Annotated in this window: 16 protein-coding genes; 10 read left to right on the forward strand and 6 right to left on the reverse strand. The window is 67.3% G+C overall.

What is annotated here, in order from left to right:
• Positions 1-136: 136 nt before the first annotated feature.
• The 5 genes from AD72_RS29885 to AD72_RS29905 are packed head-to-tail and all read left to right on the forward strand — an operon-like array spanning position 137 to position 5,844.
• Positions 137-1,441 (forward strand): DNA adenine methylase, encoded by a 1,305-nt coding sequence (locus AD72_RS29885; protein ID WP_082469225.1) that lies wholly within the window; start codon positions 137-139, stop codon positions 1,439-1,441.
• Positions 1,377-2,756 carry a DNA adenine methylase gene (locus AD72_RS29890; protein ID WP_082469226.1) on the forward strand — a complete coding sequence of 460 codons (1,380 nt, stop codon included), beginning with the start codon at positions 1,377-1,379 and terminating at the stop codon, positions 2,754-2,756. The genes AD72_RS29885 and AD72_RS29890 overlap by 65 nt, the downstream gene beginning before the upstream one ends.
• A complete protein-coding gene (locus AD72_RS29895) occupies positions 2,710-3,447 on the forward strand; it encodes a hypothetical protein (RefSeq protein ID WP_031469977.1) in 738 nt (245 codons plus the stop codon). Before AD72_RS29890 ends, AD72_RS29895 begins: the two co-directional genes overlap by 47 nt.
• Positions 3,440-4,582 (forward strand): AAA family ATPase, encoded by a 1,143-nt coding sequence (locus tag AD72_RS29900; RefSeq protein ID WP_051899153.1) that lies wholly within the window; start codon positions 3,440-3,442, stop codon positions 4,580-4,582. Before AD72_RS29895 ends, AD72_RS29900 begins: the two co-directional genes overlap by 8 nt.
• On the forward strand, positions 4,579-5,844 hold the full coding sequence (locus tag AD72_RS29905) for a hypothetical protein (RefSeq protein WP_051899154.1): 1,266 nt from the start codon (positions 4,579-4,581) through the stop codon (positions 5,842-5,844). The genes AD72_RS29900 and AD72_RS29905 overlap by 4 nt, the downstream gene beginning before the upstream one ends.
• Here the strand turns inward: AD72_RS29905 and AD72_RS29910 are convergent.
• On the reverse strand, positions 5,841-6,674 hold the full coding sequence (locus tag AD72_RS29910; protein ID WP_031469980.1) for a phosphoribosylaminoimidazolesuccinocarboxamide synthase: 834 nt from the start codon (positions 6,672-6,674) through the stop codon (positions 5,841-5,843). The two genes, AD72_RS29905 and AD72_RS29910, sit on opposite strands and share 4 nt — an antisense overlap.
• A gap of 120 nt (positions 6,675-6,794) precedes the next feature.
• Here AD72_RS29910 and AD72_RS29915 point away from each other — a divergent pair, with 120 nt between their 5' ends.
• Positions 6,795-8,117 (forward strand): alginate O-acetyltransferase AlgX-related protein, encoded by a 1,323-nt coding sequence (locus tag AD72_RS29915; RefSeq protein ID WP_156365422.1) that lies wholly within the window; start codon positions 6,795-6,797, stop codon positions 8,115-8,117.
• A 2-nt stretch (positions 8,118-8,119) separates the two neighbouring features.
• Here the strand turns inward: AD72_RS29915 and AD72_RS29920 are convergent, their stop codons facing one another.
• From AD72_RS29920 to AD72_RS29940, 5 genes are all read right to left on the reverse strand, one after another.
• Positions 8,120-8,674 carry a sugar O-acetyltransferase gene (locus AD72_RS29920; protein ID WP_031469982.1) on the reverse strand — a complete coding sequence of 185 codons (555 nt, stop codon included), beginning with the start codon at positions 8,672-8,674 and terminating at the stop codon, positions 8,120-8,122.
• A complete protein-coding gene (locus tag AD72_RS29925) occupies positions 8,671-12,381 on the reverse strand; it encodes an FkbM family methyltransferase (RefSeq protein ID WP_031469983.1) in 3,711 nt (1,236 codons plus the stop codon). The genes AD72_RS29920 and AD72_RS29925 overlap by 4 nt, the downstream gene beginning before the upstream one ends.
• Positions 12,374-13,468 carry a hypothetical protein gene (locus AD72_RS29930; RefSeq protein ID WP_051899155.1) on the reverse strand — a complete coding sequence of 365 codons (1,095 nt, stop codon included), beginning with the start codon at positions 13,466-13,468 and terminating at the stop codon, positions 12,374-12,376. Before AD72_RS29930 ends, AD72_RS29925 begins: the two co-directional genes overlap by 8 nt.
• Positions 13,469-13,556: 88 nt before the next feature.
• On the reverse strand, positions 13,557-14,675 hold the full coding sequence (locus tag AD72_RS29935; protein WP_037347828.1) for a hypothetical protein: 1,119 nt from the start codon (positions 14,673-14,675) through the stop codon (positions 13,557-13,559).
• Between the two features lie 40 nt (positions 14,676-14,715).
• Entirely contained in the window at positions 14,716-15,777 is a 1,062-nt protein-coding gene (locus AD72_RS29940) for a class I SAM-dependent methyltransferase (RefSeq protein ID WP_051899156.1), read from the reverse strand.
• A 24-nt stretch (positions 15,778-15,801) separates the two neighbouring features.
• On the opposite strand from AD72_RS29940, the gene msrA reads away from it, so the two are divergent.
• The 4 genes from msrA (at position 15,802) to AD72_RS29955 (ending at position 20,684) form a co-directional block, all read left to right on the forward strand.
• Positions 15,802-16,479 carry a peptide-methionine (S)-S-oxide reductase MsrA gene (gene msrA, locus AD72_RS29945; protein WP_031469986.1) on the forward strand — a complete coding sequence of 226 codons (678 nt, stop codon included), beginning with the start codon at positions 15,802-15,804 and terminating at the stop codon, positions 16,477-16,479.
• A 607-nt stretch (positions 16,480-17,086) separates the two neighbouring features.
• A complete protein-coding gene (locus tag AD72_RS29950) occupies positions 17,087-18,796 on the forward strand; it encodes an alpha/beta hydrolase (protein WP_031469987.1) in 1,710 nt (569 codons plus the stop codon).
• A complete protein-coding gene (locus AD72_RS36015; protein WP_156365423.1) occupies positions 18,777-19,388 on the forward strand; it encodes an LppA family lipoprotein in 612 nt (203 codons plus the stop codon). The genes AD72_RS29950 and AD72_RS36015 overlap by 20 nt, the downstream gene beginning before the upstream one ends.
• A 393-nt stretch (positions 19,389-19,781) precedes the next feature.
• Entirely contained in the window at positions 19,782-20,684 is a 903-nt protein-coding gene (locus AD72_RS29955; RefSeq protein WP_231645036.1) for a hypothetical protein, read from the forward strand.
• Positions 20,685-20,741: the final 57 nt, after the last annotated feature.

Genomic DNA, 20,741 nt, shown 5'->3' on the forward strand with positions numbered 1-20,741 from the left:
TCCACCAGCAGACGATCATCCGTACATGTCTAGGCTAGCAGCACCCTGTCGGCGCGGCAACCAACCGGCGACTGTTCCTCGCTCTGTCGGTGGGTGGCCATAGGGTGGGCACTGACTCGGTGCGGGAGGAGGCAGCGTGGGTGCTTGGCGGCCGGTGCAGTATCTCGGCAGCAAGCTGCGGACGATCGAACACATCACCGCGGCCGTCGATGAGCTCGGTGCGCCCACGACGGTCTGGGAGCCGTTCACGGGCTCGACGGTGGTCGCCCAGGCGCTCGCGCAGCACGGCAACCGGGTGGTGGCCGGGGACGCCCTCGCGTCGAGCTCGCTGTTCGCGACCGCGGTGCTCGGTGTCGGCAGAACACGAACCACGCGGATCGGTGCGCTCGCCGAACAGGCCCTCGCGGCGGTCCAGATCCCGGAGGAGTTCGGGGGCTGGCTCAGCAGAGAGGACTCGGCGCTCGCCGCCCAGGATGGGCCCGAGCTGCTGCGCATCGGCGCCGAGCTGCCCCAGCGCTGGCGGGTCACCGGCGCCGATTCCGCGCTCGCCGCCCTGTTCACCCGGATCGACACCGCCGCCGAACACGCCGAGCACACCGGAACGGGGCTGCTGAGCGCCACCTACGCGGGCACCTACTTCGGGCTACGCCAGGCACTCGCCCTGGAAGCACTGCGCGCGGCGATCGGCGAGGTCACCGAACCCGGCGGCTGGGCGCACTCCTGCCTGTGCACCGCGCTGTGCCACGCCGCGTCCACCGCCGTGTTCTCGCCGGGCAAGCACTTCGCCCAGCCGCACCGCATCCGGGAGGGCAAGAACCTGGGGTTCCACGCGAAACGGGCGCTCGCCGACCGGAGCGTGGACATCGGCGCACGGTTCCTGGACGCGGCACGCACCCTGGAGCAGGTGGCCGCCACGGGCACCGAAGGGCACCGCGCGCATCAGGCCCGGGTCGAGGAGGTCACCGCGGACGAGCTGCGTGCCTGGGGGGTGCGCGTGGTCTACGCGGACCCGCCGTATACCGCGCAGCAGTACAGCCGCTTCTACCACCTGCTGGAGACCCTGGTCACCGCCGTCCCGCCGAAGCTGCAGACCAAGAACGGGCAGGTGACCCGCGGTCTCTACCCGGAGGGCCGGTACCTCTCGCCGTACTGCTCGCGCACCAAGGCGCCCGGCGCGATCAGCGAACTCGCCCGCACCACGGCGAAAGCGGGGGCGCACCTGCTGCTCAGCTACTCCACCCGCGGCGGCCCGAGCACCGGCAACGCGCGTTCGGTCACCCTGCCCGAACTGGTCCGGCGCGTCGAGGAGGTGTTCGGGGCGGATAACGTGACGGTGCGGCCACTGGAACTGCGCTACCGCCAGTTCAACCGGACCGATGCCGAGGTCACCGGCCGCAACGACCCGGAATACCTCGTGCTCGGGAGGGCCAGTGCTTGCTAGATACCTCGGGAGCAAGCAGGCCATCATGCCCGAGCTGCTGGCCACCGTGGAGCAGCACGCCGAGCCCGGTGCGCACGTGGTGGACGCCTTCTCCGGAAGCCTCGCGGTCTCGCTCGGGCTCAAACAGGCCGGCTACCGGGTGACCGCGAACGACATCAACCTGTTCTCCGCGGTACTCGCCGAGGCGTACCTGCTGCCCGCCGAACCACCGGAGACGGACGCGCACGCGCTGCTGCCCGCCCGCCGGGTGAAGGAATACCTGCCGGTGGCACGCCGGATCACCAAGGAATTGTCCGGCGAACCCGGCTACGCCTTCCTCGGTGAACCGGAATGGCGCGCCCGCTACGAGAATTACCTCACCGTGCAGACGCATCTGGCGAACCTCACCCCTGGACAATTGCCCGCGCGGCACCGCAAGACGCATTTCTTCGACACCTACTGCGAGCTCGGCAGCAATTCCGCCTACGAGAGCTCGCGCGGCGCGAAAGGTCACCGGCGGTTCTTCACCCCGGAGAACGCGCACCGCATCGATCTGGCGGTGAACCAGCTGCGGGCCTGGCGGCGCGCGGACCGGATCGACCGGCAGACCTACGCGCTGCTGCTGGCGAACCTGATGCGCGCCGTGGAGAAGGTCTCCAACACCCAGGGCACCTACCACGATTTTCCGCGCGACCGCTGGGATTCCCGGGCGCTTCGGCCGCTGCGTTTCGATCCGCCCGCGCTCGATCCGTATCTGGGCGGCGTCGGCGGGCACACCGTCGGCGTGGAGCGCGACACCCTCGATTTCATCGGCGAGGTGGACGGGCATTCGGTGCTCTACATCGATCCGCCGTACAATTTCCGGCAGTACACCGCCTATTATTTCCTGCCGAACGTGCTGTGCCGGTACCCGGAAATGGACGATGTCGACGAATACTTCGCCAATGTGCGCTATGTTCGCGGGCAGAATCCGGAGGACGATTTCACCTCGACGTTCTGCAAACCGAAACGGTTCATCGCGGACATGCACGAGCTCATCGAGCGCGCGGCCTGCCGGACCGTGGTCATCAGCTATTTCACCGGGGCCAACCACTGGAGCTCGTTCGACACCGGACCGAACGACACCGGAAGGGAACTGCTCAGCGAACTGCTCAGCGGGGACCTGTTCGAACCGGGCAGCCTCTCGGTGCTCGAGGTGCCGCGGCGCAACTACGCCAGCTACGGCGGCTACACCGCGCGCACCGTGCACGAACTGCTGCTGGTCGCCGAGAAGAAGCAAGGCGAGGAACGTGGAACCACGAAACGCGCTGCGCGACGGCTTCGCCAACTGGCTTGAGCACATCGTGCAAGGTTCGCGGGTGCGGACGGGGCGCAGGCTCGAACCGTTCGGCACCTCGCTGCGCAACAGTGCGCGCCTGGTGCCCTGGCTCGGCCAGACCGAACGCGGCGAGGCCCTGACGGTCACCGACCGGGTCCAGGCGGTCGCCGATATGCGCGCCATGCACCTGGTGCTCGGCGAATACCCGCGCCACCGGCTCACCGCGCTGGGCTCCGCGACCCTGGCGCGCTGGCGGGAACTGGGCGTGGACAACGAATCTCGGGACGACGAGATCGCGCGCTGTGCGGCCCTTTTCGGCCAGGCAGCCCGGCTCGGTGTCGGCGAATACCTTGACATGTACGGATTCTGGTGCGAACTCACCGCCATCCGGCCCGCGGAACACTGGCTCGCGGACGTGTTCAGCCTCTACCTGCCCTCCTATCTCGACCAGTCCGATCCGAGCGGGTACAACCCGTTCCGCGTACTCATCGCGGCGACCGGCGGGGAACTGGGCAGCGAACAGGATTGGCGCGACTGGGCCGAATCCGAGCGGGACGCGAACCTCGCCGCCTTCGTGAACCGGATCGAGAAGGCCCGCCCCGGCGGACGGCGGGCGTTCTGCCAGGGCATGGAGGCCTACCGGATCGCCCGGACCGAACCACGCGCGCTGCCGGGGAAACTCGCCGAATGGGGAATTCCGCATGCCTGAACAGCTCGAGATGCGCCTTTCCGGGGCCGCCGCCCGCACCGCTGCGGCCGTCGACTGGGCACCGCCGCCCGATCACGGCTGGACCAGGGAGGTCGTCGAGCCCGCGTTGCGGTTCCCCGATCTGGACACGGTGACCGCGCGGGTGCACGAGGAACTGGCCCGCGGGCACGTGGTGCTGCCGGACGCGGACAACCTCGTGCGCCGCTGCGTGCACGCGCTACTGGTCGGGCACCTGGTGCTGCAGGGACCGCCGGGAACCGGGAAGACCACCTTCGCCCGCGCGCTCGCCGCCGGATTCCGCGCCGAGCTCAGCGAATCGACCGCGACCAGTGACTGGACCCCGTTCCACGTGGTCGGCGGCCTGCGCCCGGACAGCGGCGGCGGATTCAGCGCCTCGCACGGGCACGTCGTGGCGGCGGCACTGCGCTGCGCCGAATTAGTGCAGGCCGGGGGCGAGACCCAGGCGAACTGGTTACTGATCGACGAGTTCAACCGGGCGGATATCGACAAAGCGATCGGCTCCCTGTTCACCGTCCTCGCCAGCTGCGATGCGGATCATCTCCGGAAAACCCCGGTGGAGCTGTGGTTCGAGGCCGAGCCCGCGGCCCGCAAACTCTGGATTCCCGCGCGGTTCCGGATCATCGCGTCCATGAACGACCTGGACACCTACTTCGTGAACCGGATCTCGCAGGGGCTCACCCGCAGGTTCCAGTTCGTCACGGTCGGGGTGCCCGAGGAGACCGGGACCGCGGAACAACCGGTCACCGAGGAATTCCGGCAGGCCTACGCGAACGCGCACGACTGGCTGACCCGTACCTACGCGCTCGAGGTGCCCGCGGACACCGAATGGCTGGCCCGGCTGCAGTCCGTCGTGGACCGGCTGCGCCACCCGGAGAACGGGGCGAGCTGGCCGGTCGGCACCGCGCAGGTGGTGGATGTGCTGCGGGTGGTCCTGCTGCGGTTGGCAAGCGGGGCGCAGGTGTGGCCCGGGGTGGACGAGGCGATCGCGGACCGGATGGTGCCGCAGATGGCCGGGATCGACGATGAACAGGCGAGCTCCTTCCTCGAGGTGTTCACCGCCCACGGACTGGCCACAGCGGCCCGCGAACTCCGGCATCTCATCGGCGCACCGTGACCGTGGAGCCGGGCGCCACCCTGACCGAGGAGGGCAGGCTGGCCGCGATCGGGGCCAGCCTGCCGCTGCTCGGCCGGTATTTCGCCTCCGGCACCCAGCCGCTCGAACAGCGCGCCGCGCTCGGTTCCCGGGACCGGGGCGGGGACACCGAACTGACCGAGCTGCTCGCCGGACTGCGCCTGCGGGTCGCGCTCGCCGCCGCGCACCGGTTGCGCGAACTGCTCGACCGGATCGCCGCGGACAGCAGCTTCCGCTACCGGTTGCGCACCCTGGATCGGACCGGGGCGATCACCGGGCAGCTCGACGTGAACCGTTATCTCGCCCAGCTCGGCACCGGCGGGCACGGCAGCTTCCCGGTGCTCGAGGTGCATCGCAGCGCGCACACCCCGGAGAACATTCTCGCCGCCTATGCCGCGCGGTGGCTGACGAACGAACTGCGCACCGCGCTCGCCGCCAGCGCGGCCGCCGAAGCCGGACCGGAACACGCGGCCGCCCGCTCCGCGATGCGCGCGCTCGGCGCACTGCTGCGGCTGCCCGAATTCGCCGCCTGCGTCCCCGAAGCCGCACGGGTGCGGCGCAAACACGGCGAGCGCGCGCTGCTCGGCACCGTGCGGCGCAGGCTGCGGCGGCGCGAGATCGCCAGCGGGGCACCGTATGCCGAGCTCGCCGACTGGATCGAGCGGGTCATCGGCGGGGAACCGGTCGCGAGCGCGGGCGAGCTCGAATGGTCGTTCTACGGGGAACGTTTCGACACCAAGCTGTTCGAGCTGTGGTGCCTCCGGCTGCTCGCCACGGTCCTCGCGCGCGCACTCGGGATTCCGGAGCCGGACCCGGAAACGGGTTGGCGCACCGGGGATCCCGCCTATCTGCTCGGCGAGGTCGAGCTGTCCTTCCAGCGCTCGATTCCCGGCCGCGCGGCACGCTGGCTGCGCACCGGGAGCGGGCGGGCGCTCGGCGGGGTGCCCGATATCGTCGCGCGGCACGGCGAGCGGATCAGCCTGATCGACCCGAAACTGCGCAGGCGGACCGGTCCGCCGACCGAGGAGCTGTACAAGATCCTCGGCTACTTCGAGAACTTCCGGCTCACCGAACGGCCGTGCGGGGCGATCCTCTACTACGCACCCGTTCCGGAACCCCTGCGCGAGTACCGGTACGCGCCCGAGGACGGCGAAGGAGCACTGTTCGCCATCGGCGTCGACCCGGCACGCCCGCGCGAGTCGGGCACCGCGCTCGTCCCGCTGGCGCAGGTCATTCTCGGCTAAGGGTTCCAGGTGGTTCCGGTGATGCGTTCGTAGACCTCGCGGTACCGGGCGCTGGTTGACTCGGCGATGTCGGCGGGGATCTCCGGCCCTGGGGCGGTCTTGTCCCAGCCCGTTCCCGAGGCCCAGTCGCGGACCAGCTGCTTGTCGTAGGAGCGCTGCGGTCCACCCGGCTGCCACTCGTCCACGTTCCAGAACCGCGAGGAGTCCGGGGTCAGGATCTCGTCCGCGAGCAGCACGTTCCCGTCCGCGTCCAGCCCGAACTCGAACTTCGTGTCCGCGATCAGCACCCCGCGCTCCTTCGCGTACGCGGCGCCCTCGGTGTACACCTGGATCGAGTAGTCACGCAGCCGGTTCGCGAGCTCCGCACCGATCTGGTCGGCCACATCCGCGAAGGTGATGAACTCGTCGTGACCCTGCTCGGCCTTCGTGGTCGGGGTGAAGATCGGTTCCGGCAGCTGATCGCCCTCGACCAGCCCGTCCGGGAGACGTACCCCGGAGATCGCCCCATCGCGCTGATACTCGCGCAGGCCGAGCCCGGTCAGGTAACCGCGCACGATGCACTCCACCCGCAGCATCTCCAGCCGCTTGCAGCGCACCGCCCGGCCACGGAACTCCTCGGGCACATCCTCGGTGGAGATCACGTGGTTGCCCACGATGTGCTCGGTCCTCCCGAACCACCACGCGGCGAGCTGATTGAGCAGCTTGCCCTTGTCCGGGATCGGCGTCGGGAGCACCACGTCGTAGATCGACACCCGATCGCTCGCGACCATGATCAGATCGTCACCGTCCGTGTACAGGTCACGGACCTTGCCCGAGTAGCTGTGCTGCACGTGCCCAAGCCTAAGCCACCGGGTCAGGGGTGTTGTGAGTGCTTGTGTTGGTTAGAACCAACACAAGCACTCACAAGACCCATTTGTGCAGGTCAGAGGGCAATGATTTAGGGTGTCCCGGTGAGTCGACGCAGGCCCGTCCACGGTGCACCGGACGAGACGACGGTACCGATCGCGGTATACGAGTCGTGGCTGCCGCCCAAGCATCCGCTGCACCGGCCGCGGCACGGACGTACCCAGCGGGTGTCGCTGATCTGCGCGGTCGCCTTCCTGTTACTCCCCGCCATCGCATACGCGATCGGCATCCGCCCGACCGAGTTCGAGAACCACAAGCTGGCCGCCCTTCCCGGTCCGGACCGTGGCTTCGGCATGTTCACCGGCCTGGACAAGTGGGCAACGGACAACCTTCCGCTGCGTGAGGGCGGGGTGCGCGCCGAGGACGCGATCAGCCAGGGCATCTTCGGCGAGCTGCCGCCCAAGGGCGAGGGTTCCGGTGGTTCCCCGTTCGGCCCCTCCACGGGTGGCGCCAGTTCGGTCACCCCGGAGGCCGAGGTCGCCGCCAAGCGCAACCAGTACCCCGAGGTGATCCGCGGCAAGGACGGCTGGCTGTTCTACGGCATGGACGTCAGCATGAAATGCGTGACGGTGCGCTCGATGAACGACGTGATCGCCTCGGTCGCCCGTTTCGAGAAGATCCTCCGCGATTCCGGGCGCACCCCGGTCGTGCTCGTCCCACCGGACAAGTCGACCATTCTGAACCAGTACATGCCGGATCAGTACGCGGGCAAGAAATGCATGACCGGGTACCGCGATAAATTCTGGCCCAAGATCGAAAAACAGGACCATATTCTCGACGTCCGCAAAACGCTCACCGATCTGCGCAAGGTGGACCCGGACGAGATCTATTTCAAGAACGACACGCACTGGGAGGACATGAGCGCGATCGCCGCGCTGCGTGCCGTCTGCGAACGGATCCAGCCCGGGGTCAGCAGGACCTGGAAGGCCGACAAGGTCACATCGACGACCCGTACCGGTGATCTCGCCCGGCTGCTCGGCAGCGACCAGACCGAGCCATGGCCGCAGTACCGGCTCAGCCCGGACGGGGTTTCCGGTGGCACACCGGAACAACCCACGAGCCTGCGCTCCGTGACCACCGTGCGGAACCAACCGGCCAAGGGCATGATCGACGAGCCCGCGGTCGTGCTCGGCGACTCGTTCAGCCTCCCGCTCGACAAATACGCCTCGAACATCTTCAGCAATGTCTCCTTCGGCGCCTATGACGATATGGACGGCGGGCTGACCCAGATTCAGAACATGATCGTGAATTCCAAGGTCGTCGTGCTCGAAATGCTCGAGCGTGGCATGGCGACCGGGGAAGCCCCGCTGCTGCGCCCGAAACAGCTCGACAAACTCGAGCAGATGCTCAAGCAACACCCGAAATAGGTTCAGAGTTCGCGAATGATGCGGGCCGGGTTGCCGACCGCGAGCACATTGGCCGGTAGGTCCTTGGTGACCACCGATCCCGCACCGACCACGGCGTTCTCCCCGATGCGCACCCCGGGGCAGACGATGACCCCGCCACTGAGCCAGGCGTTGTCGCCGATGGTGATCGGTTCCCCGGCTTCCCATTTGGCGCGGCGCTGCGCCGGATCGAGCGGATGGGTCGGCGTGAGCAGCTGTACCCCGGGCCCGATCTGCACATCCGCGCCGATATTGATCTTCGCGACATCGAGGAAGGTCGCGCCGAAATTGACGAAGGTGCGCGCGCCGATGCTGATCCGGTAGCCGTAGTCCACATAGAGCGGTGCCCGGATCTCCGCATCCTCGCCGAGAAAACCGAGCAGTTCGCGGAGAACGGTCTGGCGTTCCCCGGGATTCCCCGCCGGGCAGGTGTTGAACCGCTCGCTCAGCAGTTCCGCGCGGGCCCGATCGGCGGCGAGCTCGGGATCCTCGGCGAGATAGGGCTCACCGGCGAGCATGCGTTCCTTCTGGCTGCTCAACTCGGCCGCAGCCACAGGGTGAGCAGCCCCGGTTCGCTCGCCCTGGCGCGCGCGACGAGCGCATCCGGATCACCGGCCTCGGTTTCCGGGCCGCTCTCGGTGACCGGAATGGCCGCATAGCCCGCTTCCCGGTAACCGTGCAGCGCGGCGCGCGGGTCATCGCCGAGTTCCTCGATGGCCTCGGGGCTGAACTCGACCACCAGCTGCGGGCGGTCGCGCTGGATGAGCCCGGCGAGCCCGGCGAAGGCACGGTGGTCCCTGCCCTGCAGATCGGTCTTGATCACGTCGACCCGTCCGGCGAGCACGCGGGACTGAGCGTCGAGGCGAACCGCGGAAACCCGGGTGCCGCCTTCTCCGGTGTGCACCCGGATGTCGCCGCTGTTCTCGGCCTCGACGCGATCGATCCGCACACTCGTCTCGGTGTCCCAAGCGGCGAGTTCCAGTACCTCGACCGCGCTGGCCGCCTCCGCGGGCAGGTTAACCGCGAGATTTCGCCGCAGCAGCAAGGCATTCAGCGGATCGGCCTCGACGGCCACGATGCGCCGCACCGCTCCGCGCCTGCGTACGAGCGCGAGACTGTGGTATCCGACGTGCGCGCCGATATCGAGGAAAGCACCCTCGCCCATCAGCTCGGCCATCAGTTTCGCTTCGGCGGTCTCCCAGCTGCGGTGGTACCGCAACCAGGGCAGGATCACCGCATCCCGTGGCACGAGCAGATCACCGGCGTCACAGCGCACGACCTCGGTGCCGTCCGGAAGCGGGGCGTGGCGCAGCCGTGCGGCCTCGTCCGCCGCGGTGAGCCGCCGGTTGAGTTCGGCGATCTGGTACTCGTCGTTGTCCGAGCGCGCATCGCGTTCGGCGAACTGCCGGTTGATATCCGCGAAGGTGGCCCCGACTTCCTCGGCATTGCCCGCGAATCCGGTGCGCAGTTCATCGAGATCGCGTTCCAGATTGCCGATCCGCACGGCATTCCCCGGCGCCTCGGCACGCAGTTCCCGGTAGCCGGTGTGCAGATCATCGGTGAGCGCGGTCAGCCGGTCGGTGTTCGATCCGGTCTCATCCGCCTTCGCACGCAAGGAATCCACCGTCGCCTCGAGCCACTCGATGCGTTGCAGCAGCCGCCGTGCGGTGTCCTGGCCACCACTGGTGAGTTCGCCGAGCACGGCACGCTGGTGCACGTCGTAGTGATCGAGCAGCCGCAGCATCGCCTTGCGCACGGCGGGGGCGAGCGGATTGCGCGCGCTCGTCCCTGGTTCGGCGCGCCAGTCCAGCGCGGCACGCGCGGAATCCAGTGGCGCCAAGGGATCCGGGATCGGTTCCGGCTCCGGCACGGGCTCCCGCCTGGCCAGCCAGGCGGCGTGCGCGGCGCGCAGCTGTTCGCCGACCCAGGTGGCGGCCGCGGTCATGGAGTGCTCGCGCAGCATGTACTCCCGCGCGGCCCGGGCCCGGCGCGCGGCCTCGGCCGGGTCGTCGGCGATCCGGCGCATCGCCTCGGCGGCGGCGCGGATGTCCGGCTGCGCCCACAACGCGTCCTCGTGGTACGGGAAGCAGTCCTTGCCGACCGGAACCAGCGAATAGGGGATCGGCCACCCGGTCTTATCGTCCACGAACTCGGTCGTCGAAGAGTAATCCGTTGACACGACAGGGATTCCCATGACCATCGCCTGCGCAACGGTGAGCCCGAAGCCCTCACTGCGGTGCAGCGAGACATAGGCATCGCTGTCCGCGTACAGCGCCTGCAGGTCTTCCGGGGAGAGGTAGCGCTCGAGCAGCGTGATCCGCTCGTCCCCGAGCACGGCCATCCGCAGCCGCTCCGCCGCGATCGGATGCAGATCCGGATTGATCGCCTTGAGCACCAGCCGCACGTCCTCGCGGTCCCCGAAGGCCTGCCGGAACGCATCCACCGCGCCCCAAGGGTTTTTGCGCTCGCCGACCGAGTTGAAGTCGAAGGCGAACAGGAATTGGGTGTATCCCTTGGTTTTCGGCTCCACGGAGGCGATCTCGCGCACCGGGGCGGGGAAGACCTTCACCGGCAGCGTGGTGTGCCGGCGGATCGCCCGCGCGCAGAACTCGCTGACCGTCCAGATCTCGTCCACCAGTTCGAAGGCCGGATGCAGCCACTCCGGGAACTCCTCGAGCTCCCAGGCCCAGAACCCGATGCGGTAGCGGTCGGCGAACACCTCGGGATGCGCCTCGGCCATCACCTGGGTCTGGTCCGCGTTCACGCACAGCAGGCTCACCCCGTAGCGCGCCGCGCCCTCGGTCTCCGGGCGGGCGAGCGCGGTGCGGTTGGAGACCGCCTTCTCCTCGACGACCGAACTGATCGGAATCCCCGAGGCGGCGACCGCATCGTGCAGCAACCGCGCCATTTCCCCGAGTCCGAGCTCCGCGGTGAGGTAACCGAGCATGTTCACCCCGGGCCGCTTGTCCACCGCGACGGTCCGGGCTTCGGAGTGCGCGGGAAGGGCCCAGGAGGGCAGGCCGAACTCGGCCACCCCGGATTGCCCGCACCAGTACCGGAATCCGGCGTTGTCCTGCGCGTAGGGGCGCGGGAAGGCACGGCGCAGATCGGGCCGACCGCTCCACACCGACATCAGCAGCCGGTTCAGCCCGCTGCGTTCCTGTGCCCGGTCCGCGGGTCCCGCGAGCCAGCGCGCGAAGGCGTCGGTGCCGTCGAAAGCGTGCGGTGGCACGGGTTCCACGGTTCGGGAACGCCGCGCGGAATCCGGGCGCTCCGCCTCGATCCACGCGCCGCGGAACAGCCTGCGCATAGCCGAGGTGATCGGAGTGCCGTCGGCCAGCCGTGCGAATCCATAGGGGATCGCCTCGAGGGTTTCCGCGTAGCCATTGGCTTTCAGCGCCGCACCATAGGAATCGCAGAGCTCGCGCAGGATCGGGTTCGCCGAGAGCACCACCCGAGGCTCGCGCGCGCAGTGATAGCTCAGCTGCCAGGGCCGCTCCGGGCGGTACCCGCTGAAGTGGAAGAACCGCAGCGGAGCGCCGTTCGCCAGGATCGCGCCGTCCAGGCCCTTCTCCAGCTCGCGCTCGTGCGCGTTCCAGTAGGCGATGTTGAAGCCGGGGTCGCGCAGCACCGTGTGCCGGAACAACGCGGGAACCTGGTCGACCCAGCGCTGATCGGTGAACAGCTGCTCCTCGGGGGCCGCGATCGCGTCCGTGCGCAGCCGTTCCGCCCAGAAATCCAGGAACGGTCCCGCTCCCGGTCCGCAGGCGAGGAAACCGAGGTTGAAGATCCCGGTTCCCATGATCACGCCCTCACCCGGTTCCTTGCCATCGCGCGGCATCGGGCCGAGCACGTGCGGGGTGAGCACCAGATCGTGCTCGATCGCGAGCTCGGTGAGTTCGGGCATCGGCGCGTACACCGTGATGTCCGGGTCCAGGAACACCGCGACCGTGCTGTGTTCGAGCAGCACCCGCAGCAGAAACGGCTTCACCGCGGTGGCCAGTTCGGTCACCGAGTAGGCGGTCGCCATGCGCAGGTATTCGTCTGGCTCGATGCCGAAGGCCGCGGGCCCGAGAATGCGCGCGCCCGCCTCGTACTCGTCGCGCTCGGCGGGTGCGTCGATGACCGTGATCCAGAACTCGTCACCGGGGTGAGTGGCGAGATAGCTGGCGGCGAGCACGCGTGCCGCGGGCAGATAGTTGGCCGCGACGACGGTGCACGCCGTTCGCCGCGCCGCCTCAGCCATCGGCGGGAACGGCCTTCAGCTGGTCCTGCAGCACCTTGGTGAACTGCTGCTGCACGGTGGCGAAGTCCGGACCGTAGACGTGCACCCGCACGATCTCCGTGCCATGCGCGTAATGCGCGCGGATCTCGCTGTTCTCGCCCGCCTTGTTCGGCTGGACCTGTGCCGCGGCGACGCCCTTCGGCTGACCGTCGAGCTTCTTCATGCCGTTGGACAGCTCGGCGTCGTTGAGCTCCTTCACCGCTTCGGTCGCACCCTGCGGGGTGCTCGCTTTCGCCGCGACCAGTGCGAAGGTGTTCTCGCCCTGGTGGCTGACCTTGAACACGGTCTTGCCGACCACCGCGTTCGTATAGGCCTGCTGTTCCTGCGGGTTGAGGTAGTTCGCGCCGGAAAGGCTCTGCAGGTCCTTCACGTTCGCGTGGTCCTCGGGCTGGCCGGGCGGATCGATCAGGCCGAGCTGATCGGGCTTCGGTTTCGGCTTCGGCTGTTCCCCGCCGCCCTGGCCCTGGGCGTTGTTCTTGTCCCCGCCCGCCTGCGGCGGCTGCGAGCCCGAGCTCTGGCCGAACAGCAGCCAGGCGCCGACGGCGAGCACCACGATCAGCACGACCCCGGCGACGATGCCGATGACCTTGCCGCGGGCACCCTTGTTCTGCTCACCGGTTTCCGGTCCCTGCTTGACCCACTCGGAGCTGCCCGCGGCCAATGGCGGGAACTCGTCACCTGCCCACGGCGGGTCGTTGTCCTCCTGCGGCGGCTGATCGAACATGCCCTGCTGCGGCTGCTGAGGTTGCTGGTAACCCTGTTGATAGCCCTGCTGGTAGGCCTGCGGCTGCTGGCCGGGCTGCCATTGTTGTTGCTGGGGCTGCTGGGGTGGTTGCTGCTGCGGCTGGCGCCCGACGACCTGGGTGGCGTCCGCTCCGGTGTCCGTGATCGGCGGGATGAACTGGGTGCTGTCCATCGAGGTGTCCGGCGGCGGGGACGCGTTCGCCGAGCTGAGCAGCTGGTCGCGACGGATGCGGTAGTCCTCAGCCGAAACCCGGCCGTTCACCAGGTCATCCTCTAACCTGCGCAGCTCGTCCTGCCAGGTCATCGCGGCCCCCTTTGCGAAAAAATCCGTGAGCGTGTTCGACTCATTGTGCACCGCGCCACGATCGAGTGATCGAGCGGGCCGACTCAGCTCAATTGGGTGGTAAAGCCTTGGCCACGGACTTACCGAAGCCCGCGTAGCCGGACTTGAGGCTGTCCGCCTTGTCCAGTTTCGCGGTGGCGGAGGCGACGAGCACGGTCATCCGGTCCGAGCAGTACGCGCCGCGGTAGTACACGCCCTGCTTGTTCGAGAGGTTCAGCGTGCTGGTGTTCGCGCCGAGCATCCCGTCGTGGGTGTCGGTGAATCCGAGCGAGCGCTGGAAGTCGTTGAGCCCGGCAGCCGTGAGCTGGCAGTTGCGCTGACTGGTGCTCGGGATGACCGCGAGCAGGTAGACCTCGGTACCGGACCGCACCGACTGGCGCACCAGCATCGATTTCGGGCCGGCCTTCTGGATGTTCTGCGCGATCTGCTCGGTGTAGTACCCGGCCTTCACGATCGAGTCGATCGGCTGCATGTCCGGGGCCTTCAGCGGAACCCCCGGCAGCTTCGGCAGGCGTTCGGCGAGCCCGGAGGGGAGCACGGCGGGACCGGTTGCCTCGGTGCTCGCCGGGGACGGGGGCGGAGCCTGGCGCTGCGGCGCGGACTCGGACACGTTCCGGAACGCGAGCAGCCACACGAGCAGTGCGATGAGCGCGAGCACGAGCACCCCGCCGACCCCGGCGAGCAGGAGCTTGCCGGACTGGGAGAGCTTGCGGCGCGGTTGCTTCGGTTCCGGCAGTTCGGGGACCGGCGCGGAGGGCTGTCTCTGCTGGCGCTGCCACGGCGGCTGCTGCACGGCCTGGGGCACCGCGGGCTGGGGCACCGGAGGGAACGTCGGCTCCTTCGCGGGTTCCTTCTGCGGTTCGACCGGGGGAACCGGCGGGATCGGATTGGTCAACTCCTGCGGAGTCTGTTCCGGTACCGGTTTCTTCTCCGGTTCCGCCTCCGTTTTCCCGACCGCAGGACCGCGTTCCCACGGCGGGCGCAGCTGCTGGGTGTCCCGTTCGGCGTTGCGGCTCGGCGACTGCGAACGCCAGCCCGCCGCCGGACCCGCGGTCGGCCCGGAAGCGCCCGCGAGCAGATCGTCCGCGCGGCGGCGGTGCTCACCGGCGTCGATCTTGCCCTCGGCCAGTTCGTTGTCCAGCTGCTCGAGCTCGTCCTGCCAGCTCATCGTCGTCTCGGATCCCAGTCTTATCGGCGCTTGTCGGCTCTTATCGGCGGATGAGGTACGTGCGGCTGTGCCACGGCTCGCCCGCGAAATTGTCCTGTACCGCGCACAGCACTCGTGCACCGCAGTGTTGCACCAGTTCACGCACGAGGGAATCCGGCATCGGGTGCATCTCGATCCCGCCGTCGGGATCCGCGGGGCGCTCGACCGGGTCCGGGGCTCCCTCGGAGACCTCGACATCGAGCCGCGCCACCGGGGAACCCGCTTCCGCGAACCAGCGCACCAGTTCCTGCACCAGATCCAGTTCCAGGACGTAATTCCCCGGCCGCTCCGGCGCGGTGACCTCGAGCTCGAGCACCGTCACCGCACCCGGTTCCACCGCGTGCCGCAGACCCGCGCGGCCATCGTCCCGCACGAGCATCCGCTGCCCGCTGCGCCAATGGTTACCGAGCAGGATCCCGGATTCCGTTGGCCAGACGGCATCGCCCCGATTGGTCACCTCCACCCGGAGCATCGCAGTCTGACCAGCCAAGATGCGTTCCGGCGCGGCGAGCACCCGCAACTGCGCCCGGCTCGCCGACTCCGCGAGCGGGCCGGGGACCCGGGGCGCGATCGGCACCTGCACCACGACCAGACCGCCGGAAGCCACCACCCGCAGCATCTCCAACAGCGCGGTGACCTGGATCGGCGGCGGTAAGTGCTGGAGCACCACGAGACTGACCGCACCATCGAACGCGCCGTCCTCGAACGGGAGCGTGCGCCCGTCGTAGGCGTGGAACTCCGCACGCGCACCGACCCGGTTGTAGCGCCGCGCGAGCGCCACCATGCTGCGCGAGATGTCCGCCCCGGTCACCCGATGCCCGCGTTCGGCCAGCGCACAGGAAAGGCGGCCCACCCCACAACCGAAATCGAGCAGCCGCTCACCCAGTTCCAGACCGTTGTCCGCCAGCTTGCGGTGCAGCCACGCCGCATTGCGCACCCCGGTCGCCATGAACTCCTCGAGGTCCCAGCCACCGTTGCGCCGGTCCGGTTCACTGAACACCGCCCACAGCGGGTCACGGGTGCCCATCGCCTCCCAGACCGCACGCAGCCGCTCGACGCTCACCCCACTTGCCCCTAACCTTGACCTATGGCGCTGTTCGGACGTGACAAGACCAAAACTGTAACCGCAGCCGAGGCACTGCCCGGCAGGGACGAGCCCATGCGGATACCGCCGGCGCACGCCGTCCACCCCGATCGGCGCATCCTGCCCCCATTCCCCGAAGACACACGCACCGCCGTGTTCGGAATGGGCTGCTTCTGGGGCGCCGAACGGATCTTCTGGCGCCTCGACGGCGTCTACTCCACCGCGGTCGGGTACGCCGGCGGATACACCCCCAACCCCAGCTACGAAGAAGTGTGCAGCGGGCTCACCGGCCACACCGAAGCCGTACTCGTCGCCTACCGGCCCGGGGACATCGACTACGCCGAACTACTGCGCATCTTCTGGGAAAGCCACGACCCCACCCAGGGCATGCGCCAGGGCAACGACATCGGCACCCAATACCGTTCCGCCATCTACTACGTCGGCGAGCAGCAGCGCGCCGCCGCCGAGAACAGCGCCGCCCGCTACGGCGAAGCCCTGCGCGCCGCGGGCAAGGGCGAGATCAGCACCGAAATCGCGCCGCTGGCCCAGTTCTATTACGCCGAGGAGTACCACCAGCAGTATCTGCACAAGGTGCCGAACGGGTACTGCGGAATCGGCGGCACCGGGGTGAGCTGCCCGGTGGGCCTTGCTGTGGATGCACCGAGCAGCGAGGGCGGGTAGCGGGACAGCCAGGTACGCGGCGCTGTCCCAGGTGGCCCAACTGTCCCGGTAATGGGGCATCTTGCCGGACGCCGCAATACTCGCTGTGACCTGCTGAAACCCCAACTTCTCCGGTCGGGCCAGGGTGTCCCAGCCACGGAAATGGGCCGGAATTCAGGTGTTTCCGATCGGGGCAGTGCGGCCTGTCCCGGTGTCCCGCGCACGGGTGTTGCGCATATTTCTGCCCTCGGTTGAGTAGTTCTACTCATGTCTTCTGCGCATTCGATCGTTTACCCTCGGCAGTGGGTGGTCGGAATTGCGTGGAGGGAAATATGCCTGGTGACCTTGGGGTGGTCTCACCTGCGATGCGCGCATATGCGCAACGAGCGAGCGCGGCTGGCGGGAAGATCGGCGGTATCGATCTGGCCAGTGGGTTCGGCAAGGTCGGGTCCGCGTTGCCCGTGGCACCGCTGGCGCCGCCGCATCAGGGTGTTCGCTGACGCAGGACGTACCCGCGTGGGGCAAGGCGATTGCTACCCAGGGGACGAAGGTGGGCGCCGCAGACGCCAGCTATTCGGCGAACGAACTCGACAGCAGCGACCGGTTCAAGCACGGGGGTCGCTGAAACATGGTTTCCATCAGCGATATCCGGAAGTGGAACGCCGACCAACTCGAACAGGCCCGCAGCGAAGTCCAGCGCGAACTTCAAATACTGACCAGCGAGGGCGATGACTTCGCCGGGGCGAAAATCAGCGAAGGCGACTGGACCGGCAAGAGTTCCGCCAGCGCGATGGCCGTGCACGACAAACTCGTCCAACAAGGGGACCGCCACGCGGCAGGGCTGGCCGCGATCGTCAAAGGCCTGGCGCAGGCATCCGATGCGGTGAGGCCGCTGCCACGACAGATCAACGAAGCCGAAGAGTTCGGTCGCAAATACGGCTTCGAGGTCGGCGAGAACGGCGAAGTCACCGACACCTTCGCCGGGAAACCACTCCCGCCGGACATGCACCCCGAAGACCGCGAAGGCGCCAAGCAGGAGATCACCGCCAAGCTCGAGCAAGTCGTGCGCACCGCAACCGATATCGATGCCGATCTGGCGGGTGTGTTCGGCAAGGCGGGCGCAGGTCAATACGGAGTCGGGCAAACGGGGAACCTCACCACCGCCGCCGCTGCGGGTACCGCCGCAATGGCGCTCACTACTCCCGATCCGCCAGCAGGTGGCACGGCAACTCAGAACGCCGCGTGGTGGGGCACCTTGTCCAAAGCCGAGCAGGGCGCGGTCATCGGAGCGACCCCGGACAAGATCGGAAACCTGAACGGGCTTCCCGCCGCCGCACGTTCGAAGGCAAACATGAACCGTATCCCGGCGATGCGAGCACGGCTGTTGCAGCAACTCAAGAACAGTGGCAGCGTTGACGAGATCAAAAACATCGAGGCAAAGCTCAAGTCGCTCGACAAGATCAAAGAAACCATGCACCGTGGCAACCGATCGCTGCTTGTGCTCGATGACACCCATCCGCGAATGGAAGCAGCGATCGGAATCGGCGACATTGACGGCGCGAAGAACGTCAACGTCTTCGCCCCCGGTTTTACCACCACAGTCGACGGCTCCCTTGAGGGATATGACGCCAACATGGCGGATCTCGTGCAGAAGGAGAACAGCATCAACCAGGCTGTCGGAGACGACAGTACGAACGCGGCCGTAACCTGGATCGGGTATCAAGCGCCCCAAGTCGATGAGATCGCGAGCAGTCAGTCAGTGGCGCTTCCGCAAGCGGCACAGCACGGCGGCGACAAGCTTGCAGGGTTCCTCAACGGAGTGGGCGCGGCACACGAAACCAACAACGCACCACTACACCTCACTGCGCTAGGACACTCGTATGGATCCACCACGACCGGCGAAGCGCTCGGCCACAACACACCCGTCAACGATTCCGTCCTCTTCGGATCACCTGGCGAAGGCTGGAATAAGCCCCATGTCAACGGTGGACATATCTACAGCGAAGAGGCTGCAACCGACTACGTACCCGCAGCCGGCCGGACATCAGATCTGTTCCAGTTGCCCACAGGCCACGGTGGGCCACTTGGACCTGACACCTATAGTGATCCCAATATTCAACACCTGAGCACCAACATCAAAGGCAGTCCGACTGGAGGAGATCCGTTGGCCCCCGCGTTTGGTCATAGCGAATATCTACACGACGGGACCACCAGCCAATACAATATCGCGGCCGTTGGATCTGGCCACCCTGATCTTGCCATGCCCGACACACAGGCTGATCGAGCGATACGCGACGGCAGCTATTTCATACCCGGACTTGCGTTTGGAACACCGTAACCATGAAAACAACAAAACCATGAAAACAACAAAAATTTCCTTGGCTACCGTATCCGCCGCAGCGATGCTGTCCGTGTCTGCGTGCGGTGCTGTAACCGATCAGCCAGCTTCGGAGGGGGTCGACATGAACAATCCAAGCGCAGAGCACGACCGGCTCTCGAAGATGCCGACTATTGACGAGGCAGTACAACGTTACGAGCAGATGGAACAAGCGATCAAGCAGCAGCTGACGCAATCGATACCGAGCCTCGCCAATTGGGAAGACACCCACGACAGTGTGGGTCGGGCGGGATGCCTGAATGGTGATGGCGAGACGCACAACCTGTCGAATCAAATCGTTCGCGTGCAGTTACCCGATCAGCAGTTCGAACAGGCTGTCAAAGCGGTCGGCGAAGTCGTGAAGCAATACGGATTCAACGAGAAACCCACTCAATTTCGGAATTCGCCGGGCAAGCACTTCACCTCATTCCAGAACCCAGCCGATTCCAGCTCAGTCTTCTTCGCGGCGAGTAAACGTGTTGTTGTACAAGTCAAGGTAGGGTGTCACCTGACGGTCGACGCCAAAAAGCGCGGCCAGCCGCGAGAATCGTAACCCCCTCACACGATCGCGCCCCAAGGGCGGACACCTTGATGGAGCAGCAGAACCAGCAGCTTGTGGGATACGGCCTTCACCGGCGACTCCGCTGCATAGCGGACCCGCAGCGCACTGGCGGCAAGACGTGGTAGCCAGCACAGCACAGGACGCACGCGCGATGGTCGGCGTTTCACCGAGTCGCCCCATCTGTTATCGTCTAGACATGTCGTTATCTGATTGGCACATACTCGCCGAGCACCGCAGGGCCGGGGCGCCGGGGTGAGCCGGTCCGCGGGGCCGTTGTCCGGATTGATGGCGACCTGCGCATGGGTCGATACCCAGGCCGGTTGGGCACCGGGAACGGCGCGGGCGAGGGTCGCTGATCGGTGGTCGCGACTGGACGTGCAGACGGTGCATGAACGCAACACGCGCCGCGCGGGAATCAGCCGCGAGGCAATGGCGCGGACGCTCGGCGAGTACTACGGAAGCGAGGCGCTCCACCGGGTTCGTTTCGGCGAGAAGAGTGTCGCCACCACGATCACGACCGGGCCGGAATGGCTCAGCGGCCCGCCGGACGCGACAATGTTCGTTGCGCCGGAAGATGTTCGCGGGATCGAGTTGGATGATGCCGCGACGCAGGCGGTCATCGAGCGGCTCGCCGAAGGAATCGTGCTCGACACCCAAGACAGGGCGGTTTTCGGTCCGTCTCGTCTCACGGAGTATGCGGTCGCGAGTGGTCTCTTGGCGGCCGAGCTCGCGGATTGTGTGACGCGCAACGAGAATATGCCGTTACGGGATCGATGGCTTCCGGACCTGGCGACCGTGCTCGACCTCAGCGGCCGTCCGTGCGTGGGCAGAGTGGCAACCCTGTATGCGTTCGCCCGGCGCCGGGCCGAACCGGACCATGTGCTCGTGCTCCCGAACGGTTTCCACCGCCCGATGATCGACCCGCACGCCGCTTTCGCGATCGAGGAGACGGTACGCCGCGAGTTCGAAGAGCAGCTGGCGCACCCGAATCACCTCCCCGAACCGATACGCCGGCCGATCGAACACGGTGCCCCGCACATCGAACGCACCGGCTTCGGGATCGATCTCGTCAACGGAAACTACGAATTCACCGCCCTCGCCGCGATTCACGATCCGGAGTTCTGGGGCCAATACGGGAATGCCTTGCAAACCAACCGGGAAGCGACCGGACTCCAGCTCTGTTCGGCCCGCGACCACGCTGCCTTGGCCGAACTGCTCGCGGACGAATCACGCGGCAGCGCGGAGCTTTTCACACTGTTGCAAGGCCTGGATCGACTGAATAGCTAATCAGGCCTCGGCGGGTTATCGTGCGGATACGCAGACGAACGCGCAGGGGAGAGCCAC

The sequence above is a fragment of the Sciscionella sediminilitoris genome (assembly GCF_000737195.2).
Classification (GTDB): Bacteria; Actinomycetota; Actinomycetes; order Mycobacteriales; family Pseudonocardiaceae; genus Sciscionella; species Sciscionella sediminilitoris.